The organism is Rhodoplanes azumiensis (genome assembly GCF_042682915.1).
Lineage (GTDB): Bacteria > Pseudomonadota > Alphaproteobacteria > Rhizobiales > Xanthobacteraceae > Rhodoplanes > Rhodoplanes azumiensis.
In genome coordinates, this window is sequence record NZ_JBHUIW010000002.1 from 155,602 (window position 1) to 170,117 (window position 14,516).

General features: G+C 70.3%; 13 protein-coding genes. 9 read left to right on the plus strand and 4 right to left on the minus strand.

What is annotated here, in order from left to right; all coding sequences use genetic code 11:
- The first annotated feature begins 159 nt into the window (after window positions 1-159).
- Window positions 160-2,280 carry a sodium-translocating pyrophosphatase gene (locus ACFSOX_RS02490; RefSeq protein ID WP_378476206.1) on the plus strand — a complete coding sequence of 707 codons (2,121 nt, stop codon included), beginning with the start codon at window positions 160-162 and terminating at the stop codon, window positions 2,278-2,280.
- Window positions 2,281-2,385: 105 nt separating this feature from the next.
- Here the strand turns inward: ACFSOX_RS02490 and ACFSOX_RS02495 are convergent, their stop codons facing one another.
- On the minus strand, window positions 2,386-3,231 hold the full coding sequence (locus tag ACFSOX_RS02495; protein ID WP_378476207.1) for a LysR family transcriptional regulator: 846 nt from the start codon (window positions 3,229-3,231) through the stop codon (window positions 2,386-2,388).
- A gap of 123 nt (window positions 3,232-3,354) precedes the next feature.
- On the opposite strand from ACFSOX_RS02495, the gene ACFSOX_RS02500 reads away from it, so the two are divergent.
- Window positions 3,355-3,771 (plus strand): tautomerase family protein, encoded by a 417-nt coding sequence (locus ACFSOX_RS02500; protein ID WP_378476208.1) that lies wholly within the window; start codon window positions 3,355-3,357, stop codon window positions 3,769-3,771.
- Here ACFSOX_RS02500 and ACFSOX_RS02505 read toward each other — a convergent pair.
- A complete protein-coding gene (locus ACFSOX_RS02505; protein WP_378476209.1) occupies window positions 3,768-4,250 on the minus strand; it encodes a MarR family winged helix-turn-helix transcriptional regulator in 483 nt (160 codons plus the stop codon). The genes ACFSOX_RS02500 and ACFSOX_RS02505 overlap by 4 nt on opposite strands.
- 376 nt (window positions 4,251-4,626) lie before the next feature.
- On the opposite strand from ACFSOX_RS02505, the gene ACFSOX_RS02510 reads away from it, so the two are divergent.
- A complete protein-coding gene (locus ACFSOX_RS02510; protein ID WP_378476210.1) occupies window positions 4,627-6,489 on the plus strand; it encodes a phosphoenolpyruvate carboxykinase (GTP) in 1,863 nt (620 codons plus the stop codon).
- 137 nt (window positions 6,490-6,626) lie between these two features.
- Here ACFSOX_RS02510 and ACFSOX_RS02515 read toward each other — a convergent pair whose 3' ends face one another.
- Window positions 6,627-7,097 (minus strand): outer membrane protein assembly factor BamE, encoded by a 471-nt coding sequence (locus ACFSOX_RS02515; protein WP_378476211.1) that lies wholly within the window; start codon window positions 7,095-7,097, stop codon window positions 6,627-6,629.
- Between the two features lie 369 nt (window positions 7,098-7,466).
- Between ACFSOX_RS02515 and ACFSOX_RS02520 the strand changes: the two genes are divergently transcribed.
- From ACFSOX_RS02520 to ACFSOX_RS02545, 6 genes are all read left to right on the plus strand, one after another.
- Window positions 7,467-8,012, plus strand: a complete 546-nt coding sequence (locus ACFSOX_RS02520; protein WP_378476212.1) for a YceD family protein — start codon at window positions 7,467-7,469, stop codon at window positions 8,010-8,012.
- A 141-nt stretch (window positions 8,013-8,153) separates the two neighbouring features.
- Window positions 8,154-9,203, plus strand: coding sequence for a phosphate acyltransferase PlsX (plsX, locus tag ACFSOX_RS02525; RefSeq protein ID WP_378476213.1), 1,050 nt, complete (start codon window positions 8,154-8,156; stop codon window positions 9,201-9,203).
- Window positions 9,200-10,177, plus strand: a complete 978-nt coding sequence (locus tag ACFSOX_RS02530; RefSeq protein WP_378476214.1) for a beta-ketoacyl-ACP synthase III — start codon at window positions 9,200-9,202, stop codon at window positions 10,175-10,177. Before plsX ends, ACFSOX_RS02530 begins: the two co-directional genes overlap by 4 nt.
- 228 nt (window positions 10,178-10,405) lie before the next feature.
- Entirely contained in the window at window positions 10,406-10,714 is a 309-nt protein-coding gene (locus tag ACFSOX_RS02535; protein ID WP_378476215.1) for an integration host factor subunit alpha, read from the plus strand.
- 25 nt (window positions 10,715-10,739) lie between these two features.
- Complete coding sequence (locus tag ACFSOX_RS02540) at window positions 10,740-11,579, plus strand: MerR family transcriptional regulator (RefSeq protein ID WP_378476216.1); 840 nt, start codon at window positions 10,740-10,742, stop codon at window positions 11,577-11,579.
- Between the two features lie 29 nt (window positions 11,580-11,608).
- Window positions 11,609-12,847: a lipid A biosynthesis lauroyl acyltransferase gene (locus ACFSOX_RS02545; RefSeq protein ID WP_378476217.1), complete on the plus strand. Its 1,239-nt coding sequence runs from the start codon at window positions 11,609-11,611 to the stop codon at window positions 12,845-12,847.
- Between the two features lie 32 nt (window positions 12,848-12,879).
- Here ACFSOX_RS02545 and ACFSOX_RS02550 read toward each other — a convergent pair whose 3' ends face one another.
- Window positions 12,880-13,737 (minus strand): universal stress protein, encoded by an 858-nt coding sequence (locus tag ACFSOX_RS02550; RefSeq protein WP_378476218.1) that lies wholly within the window; start codon window positions 13,735-13,737, stop codon window positions 12,880-12,882.
- Window positions 13,738-14,516 lie beyond the last annotated feature (779 nt).

The window sequence follows — 14,516 nt, forward strand, 5'->3', positions numbered from 1 at the left end:
CGACCTTCGCCCGAGACGCCGTGGTTTCGATTGCGTCGCAATAGGCTTTTTGGCAATGTCCGCCGCGCGGAATTGCTGACGGCCGGCCTGGTGGGGATCCGGCCGTGACATGCGCCCCGCCCGGGGCACTTCTGCCAGCGACACAATCGAGGGTCTTCAATGACAGCTTTGTGGGTCATCGTCCTGTGCGGGGCGTTATCGATCGTCTACGCCGTATGGGCCGTGCGCTCGGTCATGGCGTCGGACGCCGGATCCGCGCGGATGCAGGAGATTTCAGCCGCCGTGCGCGAGGGCGCGCAGGCCTATCTCAAGCGCCAGTACACTTACATCGGCATTGTCGGCGTCGTTATTTTCCTTCTGCTCGGCGTCTTCCTCGGCTGGCTGGTGGCCGTCGGCTTCGCCATCGGCGCGGTGCTGTCGGGCGCCGCCGGCTTCATCGGCATGAACGTCTCGGTGCGCGCCAATGTCCGCACCGCCCAGGCGGCGATCGCCTCGCTCGCCGGCGGTCTCGACATGGCCTTCAAGGCCGGCGCCATCACGGGGCTGCTGGTCGCCGGCCTGGCGCTGCTCGGCGTCACGGTCTATTTCGGCTTCCTGGTCGGCACCCTGAAGATGTCGGCCGACTCGCGCGTCGTGATCGACGCGCTCGTGGCGCTCGGCTTCGGCGCCTCGCTGATCTCCATCTTCGCCCGTCTCGGCGGCGGCATCTTCACCAAGGGTGCCGACGTCGGCGGCGACATGGTGGGCAAGGTCGAGGCCGGGATCCCGGAGGACGATCCGCGCAACCCGGCGACGATCGCCGACAACGTCGGCGACAATGTCGGCGACTGCGCCGGCATGGCGGCCGACCTGTTCGAGACCTATGCGGTGACCACGGTCGCCACCATGGTTCTGGCGGCGATCTTCTTCCGCGGCACCGACCTCCTGATGCCGATGATGACGCTGCCGCTCGGCATCGGCGGCCTGTGCATCATCACCTCGATCATCGGCACCTTCTTCGTGAAGCTGCCGGCGAACGAGTCGATCATGGGCGCGCTCTATCGCGGCTTCGTCGCCACCGCGCTCCTGTCGCTGATCGGCATCGCCGGCGTCGTCTACGCGCTGATCGGCTTCGGCCCGCTGGCCGGTGTCGGCTACTCGGGCTGGGCCCTCTATGTGTGCGGCGTCGTCGGCCTCGCCGTGACCGGCCTGATCGTGTGGATCACCGAATACTACACGGGCACCGACTTCCGCCCGGTGCAGACCATCGCCAAGGCGTCGGTCACGGGCCACGGCACCAACATCATCCAGGGCCTCGCCGTGTCGCTCGAGTCGACGGCGCTGCCGACCATCGTGATCATCGCCGGCATCCTGATCACCTACGGTCTGGCCGGCCTGTTCGGCATCGCGGTCGGTGTCACCACCATGCTGGCGCTGGCCGGCTTCGTGGTCGCCCTCGACGCCTTCGGCCCGGTCACCGACAACGCCGGCGGCATCGCCGAGATGGCGGGTCTGCCCAAGGAGGTGCGCAAGTCGACCGATGCGCTCGACGCGGTCGGCAACACGACGAAGGCGGTCACCAAGGGCTACGCGATCGGCTCCGCCGGCCTCGGCGCCCTGGTGCTGTTCGCGGCCTACAACGAGGATCTGAAGTACTTCATCGCCAACGCCTCGGCGCACGCGTACTTCGCCGGCGTCAAGCTCGACTTCGCGCTGACCAACCCCTACGTGGTGGTCGGCCTGCTGTTCGGCGGCCTGCTGCCGTACCTGTTCGGCGCCATGGGCATGATGGCGGTCGGCCGTGCCGCCTCGTCGATCGTCGAGGAGGTGCGTCGCCAGTTCCACGAGCGGCCCGGCATCATGCAGGGCACCGAGAAGCCGGATTACGGCCGCGCCGTCGACCTGCTGACCAAGGCCGCCATCAAGGAGATGGTGATCCCGTCGCTCTTGCCGGTGCTGTCGCCGATCGTCGTCTACTTCGCCATCTACGTGATCGCCGGCGGCGGCGCCGCCGGCAAGTCGGCCGCCTTCTCGGCGGTCGGCGCCATGCTGCTCGGCGTCATCGTCACCGGCCTGTTCGTCGCCATCTCGATGACCTCGGGCGGCGGCGCCTGGGACAACGCCAAGAAGTACATCGAGGACGGCCACTACGGCGGCAAGGGCTCGGAGGCCCACAAGGCCTCGGTGACCGGCGACACGGTCGGCGATCCCTACAAGGACACGGCGGGCCCCGCCGTGAACCCGATGATCAAGATCACCAACATCGTGGCGCTGCTGCTGCTGGCGATCCTCGCCCACTGAGCCGCGGCTTCACGGCCGCGAACGACGAAGCCCCGCGGAGACGTCCGCGGGGCTTTTTTCGTGGCGTCGCCTGCTGCGGCGGCGGTGCCGCGGCGCCGTCGGCGCTCACGTGGTCGCCCGGAACGCCGCCGCGAGCAGCTTCAGGGCGGCGCGGGCCTCGCGGTCGGCGGCGGTGGCGTGCAGCACCACGTCGCGGTCCGGCAGCGCCGGCAGACCGAGTCGTCCGCCGAGATCGACCGTGCCGGGCGGCGCGACGCGGCGGGCCAGTGCCGCCACCGCGAGCCCGGCCGCGACCGCCGCGCCGATCGTCGCCACGCCGCCGCCGACGAACACCTCGGTCCAGGGAAGGCCGGCCGCCTCGAGCGCGTGGATCGCGGCGACGCGGACGCTGCACGGCTCCGCCTGGGCGGCGAGCCGCAGCGGCTCGCCGGCGCGGTGCACGAAGTCCGGCGATCCCATCCAGCCATAGGCGTCGGTGAGCAGAACCTCGCCGCCGCGGCGGCCGTCGTCGTGCTGCAGCACCACGGCGGCGTCGAGGGCGCCGGCGTCGAGCGCGACCAGCGCCTCGCCCGAGGAGGCGACCCGCAGCTCGAGCACGAGGTCCGGCGCCGCCGCGCTCATCCGCCGGAGCAGGGCCGGCAGCGTCGGGCCGATCACGTGATGGCTGATGCCGACGACGAGGCGCCGGTGCACCGGCACGAAGGCGGCGATCGCGCCCGCATGGGCCGCGACCAGGCCGCGGGCCGGCTCCAGGAAGGCCTGCCCGTCAGCCGACAGCCGCACCAGCCGTGGCGTGCGCTCCAGCAGGCGACGGCCGAGCCGTGCCTCCAGCCGGCGGATCTTCAGGCTGACGGCGGACTGGGTGGTGTCCAGCGCCTCGGCGGCGCGGGTGAAGCTCTTCAGCTCCGCCGCCAGCACGAAGGCCCGGACCGCGTCGACATCGAGGGTCATGGGATCACGCGCGCGGAACCATTGCGTTCGGAAATCATAGAAACAGCGTATCATGCAGTACAGAAATGAAAAGGGCGGCGCTAGCGTTCGGATGCATCCGCATCAACCGGAGGGAGATCACCGATGCCGCTCACCCGCGTGTCCCTGCGCCGGGGCAAGACCGCCGCCTATCGCCGCGCCATCCTGGAGGGCCTCTACGAGGCGATGCGCGAAACCTTCGACGTGCCGGAGGACGATCGCTTCATGGTGATCAGCGAGCACGACGACGACGACTTCGTCTATGGCGCCCACTACCTGGGCGTTCCCCGCAGCGACGACCTGGTGCTGATCCAGCTCACCGTCAGCAACACGCGCTCGCTCGCCCAGAAGCGCGCTCTGTTCCGCCGCATCGTCGAGCGCCTCGGCCAGAGCCCCGGACTTCGGCCCGAGGACGTGTTCATCAATCTGGTGGAGGTGCTGCCGGAGAACTGGTCGATGGGGTACGGCCGTGCCCAGTACGCCGACCTCCGGGACGCGGCGTCCGAACGGGCCGGCGTCTAGAGGATCTCGCTCAGCGGCGCGGGTCGGTTCTGCGGCTCCGTCTCGAGCGCGGCCGAGAGATTCGCCTTGACGGCGGCGAGCCCGTCGCTCAGCCGGTGTTGCTGGTCGGGCGTGAGGCCGTTCAACATCTCGGTCCGGGTCGCGAGGATCACCTCGGTCACCTGCGCGATCAGCGGTCGCGCCCGCTCGGTCAGATGCACCCGCCAGAGCCGCCGGTCACTCGCCATCGGCCGGCGCTCGACCAGGCCGCTCGCCGCGACGTGGTCGATCAGCCGCCCGACCGTCGACTTCTCGATCTCCAGCGCGTCGGCGAGCTCCGACTGCGACAGGCCGTCCCGCCGGACCAGCATCGCGAGCACGGCCCATTGGGCGCGCGTCAGGCCGAACGGCTGCAGGCGGCGATCGATCACCTTACGGAGCAACCGTGCGGCGTCGCCGAGCAGGAAGCCGAGGCCCTTGTCGTCTTCTTGAATGATCATCGGACGGCTCCTGAGTACAGCGCGGCGGCACCGGCCGGCAAGGCCCGACCCGGCAGTCGCCGCGATCTCACGCAGTCGGTCGACAAGCATACAGTAAGCAAGCCTACGGTTGCGACGCGGACAAATTCATGCGCGCCGACGCGGATCGTCTGGCGAGGCACGGAAAATGTACTGTTTCTGTTTTGGGTGAATGAATGTATACGATAAGTAACGTGTCATATGTATCTGTCGTGTCATTCAGAATGCGATGTATCGTAGTAATCGAAATCGTCCAGTCCTAGACAAAAATCAAGGAAACGGCCGTTCCGTGGCGACACGATGCCGTCGGTTGCTCGACCGGCGGGACGATCTGCCGGGAGCACGCAGGGAGATACTGATGGATGCCGTCGTGACCAGCCCGACAGCCAATTCCAAGCTGCGCACCTGGGTCGACGAGATGGCGGCCTTGTGCACGCCCGATCAGGTCGTCTGGGTCGACGGCACGCAGGAGGAATACGACCGGTTGTGCGACCTGATGGTCGCGGCCGGCACCTTCATCCGTCTCGACCCCGCCAAGCGTCCGAACTCGTTCCTGGCCCGGTCGCACCCGTCCGACGTCGGCCGGGTCGAGGACCGCACCTTCATCTGCTCGATCAATCGTGACGACGCCGGGCCGACCAACAACTGGAGGCCGCCGGCCGAGATGCGGGCGACCCTGCGCGGGCTGTTCGACGGCTGCATGGCCGGCCGCACGATGTACGTCATCCCGTTCAGCATGGGGCCGATCGGCTCGCCGATCGCCAAGATCGGCGTCGAGATCACCGACAGTCCCTATGTGGTGGTCAACATGCGGATCATGACGCGCGTGGGCCGGCCGGTGCTCGACGCGCTCGGCTCCGACGGCACCTTCATCCCGTGCATGCACTCGGTCGGCGCGCCGCTCGCCCCCGGCCAGCGGGACGTGCCGTGGCCGTGCGACGGCGACATCAATCGCAAGTACATCGTGCACTTCCCGGAGAGCTACGAGATCTGGTCCTACGGCTCGGGTTACGGCGGCAACGCGCTGCTCGGGAAGAAGTGTCTGGCGCTGCGCATCGCCTCGGTGATGGCGCGTGACGAGGGCTGGCTCGCCGAGCACATGCTGATCATGGGCATCGAGGCGCCGAGCGGCGAGAAGACCTATCTGGGCGCCGCGTTCCCGAGCGCCTGCGGCAAGACCAACCTCGCCATGCTGGTGCCGCCGGCGGCCTTCGACGGCTGGAAGGTTCTGACGGTGGGTGACGACATCGCCTGGATCAAGAAGGGCCCGGACGGCACGCTGCGGGCCATCAATCCGGAATCGGGCTTCTTCGGCGTCGCGCCGGGCACCAACACCAAGTCCAACCCGAACGCGATGAAGACGATCGAGAAGAACACGATCTTCACCAATTGCGCGCTGACCGACGACGGCGACGTCTGGTGGGAGGGTATGACCGACGAGCCCCCGGCCCATCTGATCGACTGGAAGGGAGAGGACTGGACGCCGGGCTGCGGCCGCCCCGCCGCGCATCCGAACGCGCGCTTCACGGCGCCGGCCGGCCAGTGCCCGTCGATCGATCCGGCCTGGGAGGATCCGGCCGGCGTGCCGATCAGCGGCTTCGTCTTCGGCGGCCGGATGAGCAAGGAGATGCCGCTGGTGTTCCAGGCGTTCAACTGGAGCCACGGCGTCTATCTGGCCGCCACCATGGGCTCGGAGGGCACCGCCGCGGCGATCGGCCAGGCGGCGATGCGGCGCGATCCGATGGCGATGCTGCCGTTCTGCGGATACAACATGGCCGACTATTTCGGCCACTGGCTCAATGTCGGCCGCAAGGTGCCGAACCCGCCGCGCATCTTCCGGGTCAACTGGTTCCGCAAGGACGAGAACGGCAAGTTCCTGTGGCCCGGCTTCGGCGAGAACATGCGCGTCCTGAAGTGGATCGTCGACCGCCTGCACGGCCGCGGCTACGCGGTCGAGAGCCCGATCGGCTGGATGCCGCGGCACGAGGATCTGGAATGGACGGGTCTCGACTACCCGGCCGACACCTTCTACGCGCTGATGGCGGTCGGCCGCGAGGAGGGCGCCAAGGAGGCGCACGCCCACGAGGAGCAGTTCGACAAGTTCTTCGACCGCCTGCCCAAGGAGTTCATCTTCGAGCGCGAGCTGCTGCGCTCGCGCCTCTGGCGCTCGCCCGATCGCTGGGAGCTGGCGCACGAGGACGTGGTTCGGCCGGCCGTGTGAGGTCGGACGGGCCGCTGGGCCGCAAGGTGGTGGCGCCGGAGAGCAGGGTGATCGCGCCGATCAGGCGGGTCGCGGGTGGGCAGGCGTCGCTCGCCCGCCCGCCGTCCGTGTGATCCGACGCCGCCGTCAGCCCCGGCTCACCACCACTTCATCGCCTTGAGGGCGTAGCTCAGGTAATTGAGCTCCTGGCCGGCGGTCGGCGTGGTGCGGCTGACGAAGTCGAACACGCGGCCGTCCTTGATGCCGTAATTGGCGAGGCGCTCGACCTTGCGGCTCTTGTCGAAATAGACGGCGACGACGCGGCGGTCGACCTCGTTCTGGGGCAGGAAGGAGGTCTGCTCGGCGCGCTGCGAGATGTAGTAGAAGACCTCGCCCGAGACGGTGGCGACGGTCGAGGGCGTGCCGAGCACGATCAGCACCTGCTCCTGCGAGGCGCCGAGCGGAATCTGCTCCAGCGCGCCCTCCGGCACGATGTAGCCGCGCTGATAGGTCTGGGTGATGCAGCCGCCGAGCAGCAGCCCGAGCGCCAGCACGGCGGCGCTCGCGATGGCCGCGCGCCGGGTCCGGCGACCCTTGCACTCCGGACTGTCGCAGTTCGTCTGACGCACGTCGTACCCCCGATCGGCGGCGGCCGGCCGGCCCGCCCGGTCACGACCCGTCTGGTCGCGACCCGCCCGCCGACGCCGGCCGGGACCGCCCCGAGATCCCTGGCCGCCCTGTCCCCAGTGTTCGGCCGCACCATTGTCGCCCTCTATGGCGCGATCGTGGCGCGCCGGCCGCATCCTGCCCATATCTGTCACGGGGCGACGGACGTGGCGGGGACCGGGCCGGGCGCGCGCCGTGCAGCCGGGTGACGGGGCCGCCGCCCCGGCGTAAGACGAGGCCGCGCGCCGGGCGCGGTCACCGCCGCCTGCGCCGCCCCGAACCATCCCGGACCGCTCGCACGGACCGGCCTCGTCGCGTGAAGGAGTGTCGCCATGCCGAATCCCGATCGTCCCTGGAGCGCGCCGGTGCGCCTCGACGACGTGCCGGAGCACGGTCTCGTCGTGTCGCTGACGGCCGACCCGGCGGTGCGCGAGGCGATCGCCCGGCGCGGCGGGCTCACCGGCCTGCCGCGGCTCGAGGCGCGCTTCGAGGTGACCCGGCGCGGGCCCGGCCTGCATGTCGGCGGCTCCGTCTCGGCGACGGCGGGGCAGATCTGCGTCGTCACCCTGGAGCCGATGGAGAGCGCGATCGAGGAGGAGGTCGATCTCCTGTTCACCCCGGACGCGCCGGAGGAGGAGCCCGGGCCACCGCGCGATCCGGAGGCCGAGGATCCGCCCGAGCGCCTGGTCGACGGCACCGTCGACCTCGGGGCGATCGCCACCGAGTTCGTCCTGCTCGGCATCGATCCCTATCCGCGCAAGCCGGGCGCGACCTTCGACACCGTCGAGACCGGGCCGCGTGATCCCGGACCCTTCGCGGCGCTCGCCGCCCTCAAGGAGAGGGGCGGGGCGGGCGGCGGCAGCGATGGCGGTGGATGAGCCGAACGGCAACTCCGTATCGGTGATTTCAGCCATTGTCAGGCGAAGCGAACGCGGTATTGTCGCCGCCTCTTCAACCCAGCGACTGGTCCGTGTCGGCCGGTCACCGGTGCGGTTGCGCACCGCCGGCAACGTCGATTCATGTCCGAGAAGGTTCGCATCGCGCTGGACGCCATGGGAGGGGACCACGGGGCCGCGGTGGCGATCGCCGGCGCCGACATCGCCCTGACCCGGCATCCCGACACCAGCTTCATCCTCTACGGCGACGACGCGGTGGTCGGTCCGCTGCTCGACGCGCGGCCGGCCCTGAAGGCCGCCTCGCGGCTGATCCACACCGACGTCGCGATCAAGATGGACGAGAAGCCGAGCCAAGCGTTGCGCCACGGCCGCTGGCGCTCGTCCATGTGGCTCGCCATCGACGCCGTGAAGAAGGGCGACGCCGACGTCGTGGTGTCGGCCGGCAACACCGGCGCCCTGATGGCGATGGCCAAGTTCCACCTGCGCATGATGCCGGGCGTGTCGCGGCCGGCGCTCGCCTGCCTGTGGCCGACGCTGCGCGGCGAATCGATCGTGCTCGACGTCGGCGCCTCGATCGGGGCGGACGCGGCGCATCTCGCCCAGCTCGCCGTGATGGGCGGCGCGATGGCGAGCGTGGTGTTCGACCTCGAGCGGCCGAGTGTCGGTCTCCTCAACGTGGGCGTCGAGGAGGTCAAGGGCCTGGAGGAGATCCGCGCCGCCGCCCAGCTCCTGCGCAACGGCGCCTACGGACAGATCGACTTCAAGGGCTTCGTCGAGGGCGACGACATCGGCGCCGGCACGGTGGACGTGGTGGTGACCGAAGGCTTCACCGGCAACATCGCCTTGAAGACCGCCGAAGGGACGGCTAAACAGCTCGCCGCGTATCTGCGAAGCGCGATGAGCCGCACGCTGGCCGCCAGGATCGGCTACCTGTTCGCGCGGCAGGCCTTCAAGACCCTCAAGGACAAGATGGACCCGCGCAAGGTCAACGGCGGTGTCTTCCTCGGACTCAACGGCGTGGTGATCAAGAGCCACGGCGGCACCGACGCGGAAGGGTTCGCGGCGGCCGTCGATCTCGGCTACGACATGGCCCGCTACGAGCTCCTCGCGAAGATCGGCCGAACCCTCGGGCAGACGGCGCCCGCCGCGGTCGCCGGAGAGGTAGCGTCGTGACAGTCATCCGTTCGGTCGTCCGCGGCTGCGGCAGTTATCTTCCGGCCCGGATGCTCACCAATCACGATCTCGCCGGCATGGTCGACACCAGCGACGACTGGATCGTCCAGCGCACCGGCATCCGCCAGCGCCACATCGCCGCCGCCGGCGAGCACACCTCCGACCTCGCCGTGAAGGCGGCCGAGCGGGCGCTCGCGGCCGCCGGGATGGATCCGCAGGACATCGACCTGATCGTGCTCGCCACCGCGACGCCCGACAACACGTTCCCGGCCAGCGCCGTCGCCGTGCAGGCGCGGCTCGGCATCACGGGCGGCGCCGCCTTCGACATGCAGGCGGTCTGCTCGGGGTTCGTCTTCGCCGTCGCCACGGCCGATTCGATGCTGCGCGCCGGCGACTTCAAGCGCGCCCTGGTGATCGGCTCGGAGACCTTCTCGCGCATCCTCGACTGGAAGGATCGCACCACCTGCGTGATCTTCGGCGACGGCGCCGGTGCCGTCGTCCTGGAGGCGCAGGAGCTGGCCGGCGGCAAGGCCGACCGCGGCGTGCTGGGCGCCAAGCTGCGCTCCGACGGCCGCCACAAGGACAAGCTCTACGTCGACGGCGGTCCCTCCACGACCGGCACGGCCGGCTTCCTGCGGATGGAAGGCAAGGAGGTGTTCCGGCACGCCGTCGGCATGATGACGGGCGCCATCACGGACGTCCTCGCCGCCACCGGAACGACCGCCCAGGAGGTCGACTGGTTCGTGCCGCACCAGGCCAACCAGCGCATCATCGACGGCTGCGCCCACAAGCTCGGCGTGCCGAGCGAGAAGGTGATCTCGACCGTCGCGCAGCACGGCAACACCTCGGCGGCGTCGATCCCGCTGGCGCTCGACACCGCCGTCCACGACGGCCGCATCAAGCAAGGCGACCTCGTGATGATCGAGGCGATGGGCGGCGGCTTCACCTGGGGCGCCGCACTGATCCGCTGGTAGGCGGCGGGGCGGCCGGGCGACCGGTCCGGCAGGTGCGACACGGCTGCGGCCGCGATCGTCGCCGCGGGTCCGACGCCGGTTCTCGATGCGCCTTTCGATGCGGCCCGAACAAAATCCCATTCAAATCTCATGCGCCGCCGCACGGGCGTGTTGACCCCGGCGGCCGAAGCTCATATCGTTGTAAATTCAGTAACATATAAAAGTCTATGGGTAGGCGCTGGGGCCACGATGAGCGCAAAGACTGTAACGCGGGCGGACCTCTGCGAGGCCGTTTATCAAAGGTTGGGACTTTCTCGCACCGAATCGGCCGCTCTGGTCGAACTGGTTCTCAAGGAGATCACCGACTGCCTGGAGCGGGGCGAGACCGTGAAGCTCTCCTCCTTCGGCTCCTTCGTGGTGCGCAAGAAGGGGCAGCGGATCGGACGCAACCCGAAGACCGGCAAGGAAGTGCCGATCTCGCCGCGTCGCGTGATGGTGTTCAAGCCGTCCGCGATCCTCAAGCAGCGCATCAACGCCGACGGCGCGGCGGAGCCGTGACCGCGGCCGGGGTGGGGGGGCTGGCGTGAACAAGGCGCCGGAAGCGTTCCGCACCATCAGCGAGGTCGCCGAGGAGCTCGCGCTGCCGCAGCACGTGCTGCGGTTCTGGGAGAGCCGCTTCCCGCAGGTCCGCCCGATGAAGCGGGGCGGCGGGCGGCGCTATTATCGTCCCGACGACGTCGATCTCCTGCGCGGCATTCGCCATCTGCTCTACGGCGAGGGCTACACGATCCGCGGTGTCCAGCGCATCCTGCGCGAGCAGGGCGGGCGCTTCGTCCAGACCGTCTGGCAGGAGGGCGCGCCGCAGCCCGAGCGCGTGCCGGAGCTGGACGGGACGGACGCCGAGGGCAGCGAGCACGAGGACGCCGTGGCCGTGGCGCTCGACCCGGCCGAGGCGGACGAGTCGGCCGAATCGGCGGCGTCGCGCGACGACACCGAGACGCCGGAGCCGGATCTCGACACCGATCCCTACGGCCGGCGCGAGCCGTCCTTCGGCCCGCCGCCGGGTCCGGCGAGCCGGCCCCTGCAACGCACCAATCACGTGCCGCTGGCGCGCGGCGAAGGGGCGCCGGTGCCGCCCGCCTCGGCATTTGCGCCACCGTTCGCCCAGCCGTCGGCCGCCCCGCACGTCGCGCCACCCGTTCCGCCACCCGGCGCGGCGGCGAGCCTGCGCGAGACGCTTCGCCCGATCACGCCGGAGCCCGAGGAGGTGTCGGACACCCCGGCGGTCGTCCGCGCCGCGGCGCTGCCGCCCCCCGGCCTCTCGGCCGCCGACCGCGAAAGGCTCGGCGCCGTGCTGGGCGAGCTCGAGGCCTGCCGGCGGCTGCTCGCCGACGCGCTGGCGGAGGCGGGGCGGGCGCCGTAGAAGAGGCGGCGTCCCATTCCCCGATCCGCATGACCGACCGGACCTACGCCTACCGCGCGCATCCCTTCACGTCCGAGAAGACGTTTCGCCTGGAGCCCGAGGGGCTCGCCTGGGACGATCGTGGCCGGCCGGGGCGGCTCGCCTTCGCCGACGTCGTCGCCACCAAGATCTACCAGGAGCGCATTCCGGGCTCGGCCGCGTCCTACTGGGCCTGCGTGCTCTATCGGCGCAGCGGCGCCGTGAAGCTCTCGGCCGCCCACCGCACCGGCCTCCTGTCCGTCGAGGATCGCTCGGCCGACTATCTGCCTTTCGTCGCCGCGCTCTCCGAGCGGCTCGCCGCGGCGCGCCCCGGCCTGCCGATGCGCGAGCACAAGAGCCTGCTCGCCCGCGTCGACACCGGCGTCGGCCGGCTCGGGGTCGCTGTCCTGCGGCTCGTCGGTCGCCTCGATCTTCGCCGCACGGCGGCCGCCGCCGGCTGGCTGATGCGCAGGATCGGCCCGCGCCTGAAGGGCCACCGGGTCGCCGACGAGCAGCTCGCCATGGTGTTTCCGCAGATGACCGAAGCCGAGCGTGAAAAGACGCTCGCCGGCATGTGGGACAATTTCGGCCGCCTGTTCGTCGAGTACGCCCATCTGCACCGGCTGTGGGACTACGACTGGCGCGACCCGCGGCCGGGCGGGCGGATCGAGCTCGACGCCGCCTCGCATGCCGCCTTGATGCGATTGCGCGAGACCACCGGGCCGGTGCTGTTCTTCACCGGCCATCTCGCCAACTGGGAGATCGTCCCGCTCGGGGCCCGGACGATCGACCGGGCGATCTCGGTGGTGTTCCGGGCGCCGCGCATCGGTCCCTTCGTCGCCGAGATGGTCCGGGCCCGCGAGGCCGGTGGCATGACCGTGATCGCGGCCGGCCCCGACACGCCGCTGCGCATCCGCGAGTCGCTGCGCCAGGGCCGCTTCACCGGCATGCTGGTCGACCAGCACTATGCGCGCGGCATCGACGTCACCTTCTTCGACCGGACCTGCAAGGTGAACCCGATGCTGGCGCGCTTCGCCCGGCTGTTCGACTGCCCGGTCTACGGCGCGCGCGCCATCCGGCTACCGGACGAGCGCTTCGGTTTCGAGCTGGTCGGCCCGCTCGATCTGCCGCGCGACGGCGAGGGCAAGATCGACGTCGAGGGCGCCATGCAGCAGGTCACCGACCTGATCGAGGCATGGGTGCGCGAGCATCCCGAGCAGTGGCTGTGGCTGCATCGCCGCTGGCGGTGAGCCCGTCGGCGCGTCTGGTTCGGACGCCGCGCTCAGTGGGCGGTCAGCACCGGGATGTCGGCATAGGTGAGGATATGCCGGGTGGTGCCGCCGAAGATCATCTGGCGCAGGCGGCTCTGAGTGTAGGCGCCCTTGACGATGAGGTCGCAGCCGGCCCGCTGGGCGTGGTCGAGGATGATCGGCCCGGCGGTGCGGTTGTCGCCGCCCTTGATCGAGGCGAGCGACGCCTTGATGCCGTGCAGCGCGAGATTGGCGGCGAGCTGCTCGGCCGACGGCCCCGGCACCACGGCACCTTCGACGGTGAGGATGGTCACCTGGTCGGCGCGGCCCAGGAACGGCATCGCGAAGGCGGTGGCGCGGGCCTGCTCGGTCGAGCAGTTCCAGGCGATCAGCACGTGGCGGCCGACCGTCGCCGACGGCTTGGGCGGCGCCAGCAGGATCGGCCGCCCGCTCTCGAACAGCCCGGCCTCGAACGTGCTCATGTGCGGACCCTGCGGGTCGGTGCTCGGCCGGCCCATCACGATCAGGTCGAAGATGCGGCCGTAATGGCCGACGAAATTGTCGCCCTCCGGCGCATCGTCGAGCCAGGCCCAGCTCGGCGCCGTCTGCGGCGCCCGCGGCTGGCCGGCCGGCGCCGCCGCCGGCACGGCGTGGTCGGCCATGAACTTGGCGAACAGGTCGCGCGACTGGCGGGCGGCCTCGGCGTTCTCCTCCTCGAAGAAGGCGAGCGAGGCCGAGGGGGCGACGTCCATGGCGACGACGGTCGGCACCGAGACCCGCACCGCGAAGCCCTCGAGCCGGCTGCCGAAGGTCTTGGCGGCCGTCAGCGCTGTCGACAGGGTCGACCACATCGCATCGTTGGGCTCGGTGGGGACGAGAATCGATTTCATGGCGGCTCGGACCCTCTGTGGCCGGTGGCGCCCGCGGGCGGTTCGAATCGTGTCCGGTATCGCGTCCGGGATCGCGTATCGTGATGCACGAGGCGTGCCCGCGGCGTGATCGATGCACGACACGAATAGGATGGAACGCGCCCTCCTGTCGAGCACGGCGGCGACAGTCGGACGACCGTGCCGCAGCGCGAGCCGCGTGAAGAACGCGCCACAATGGCGGCCGCCCGGGCGGCGCAACCGCACGCAGCGGCCCGGATCCGTGCTCGAGGTTCCGACCTGGCCGATACAGCCCGGAGGCCGCGTGTCCCGGGCGCGGCGCGCCGCGCCGTGACCCGGGATCCAGGGGCGGTCGGACGAGGTGGTGGCCGCGACGCCCGTCGTGCGCCCCTCGTGCCGCGCATCGATGGCGAGGCTCTGCACGGCTCGCCGCCTCGGACGCGCGACCGGCAGGTTCGCGAGCCCAGGAACCATGCTCCCGGTGTCGGTGGCTCACGGAGTCAGAGGCAGGGATCCCGGACGAGCCCGGGATCGGCGCGCCACTCCCGAAAGGACGGAGCATTTCCGCGAGGGTCTCGCCGGCGCGGAGGACGAGAGAGTGTGCGAGGACGAGAGAGAGAGAGCCGCACCCGACGCGCTCGTCGACGGTCTGATCACGTCGCCGGCCGATCTGATCACGTCGCCGGCGCATCCGGCCGCGTGCGAAGACGCGGCGTTCGGGTGAACCTGGGCGAAACGCATGCGGGTGCGGACGATCTGATCACGACAAAAAAACGCTCGCT

Bases quoted from the DNA above. Each gene is read 5' to 3' on its own strand.
- ACFSOX_RS02510 (WP_378476210.1), top strand. From the start codon at position 4,627: ATGGATGCCGTCGTGACCAGCCCGACAGCCAATTCCAAGCTGCGCACC.
- ACFSOX_RS02490 (WP_378476206.1), top strand. From the start codon at position 160: ATGACAGCTTTGTGGGTCATCGTCCTGTGCGGGGCGTTATCGATCGTC.
- ACFSOX_RS02550 (WP_378476218.1), bottom strand. From the start codon at position 13,737: ATGAAATCGATTCTCGTCCCCACCGAGCCCAACGATGCGATGTGGTCG.
- ACFSOX_RS02535 (WP_378476215.1), top strand. From the start codon at position 10,406: ATGAGCGCAAAGACTGTAACGCGGGCGGACCTCTGCGAGGCCGTTTAT.
- ACFSOX_RS02495 (WP_378476207.1), bottom strand. From the start codon at position 3,231: ATGACCCTCGATGTCGACGCGGTCCGGGCCTTCGTGCTGGCGGCGGAG.
- ACFSOX_RS02500 (WP_378476208.1), top strand. From the start codon at position 3,355: ATGCCGCTCACCCGCGTGTCCCTGCGCCGGGGCAAGACCGCCGCCTAT.
- ACFSOX_RS02520 (WP_378476212.1), top strand. From the start codon at position 7,467: ATGCCGAATCCCGATCGTCCCTGGAGCGCGCCGGTGCGCCTCGACGAC.
- plsX (WP_378476213.1), top strand. From the start codon at position 8,154: ATGTCCGAGAAGGTTCGCATCGCGCTGGACGCCATGGGAGGGGACCAC.
- ACFSOX_RS02545 (WP_378476217.1), top strand. From the start codon at position 11,609: ATGACCGACCGGACCTACGCCTACCGCGCGCATCCCTTCACGTCCGAG.
- ACFSOX_RS02505 (WP_378476209.1), bottom strand. From the start codon at position 4,250: ATGATCATTCAAGAAGACGACAAGGGCCTCGGCTTCCTGCTCGGCGAC.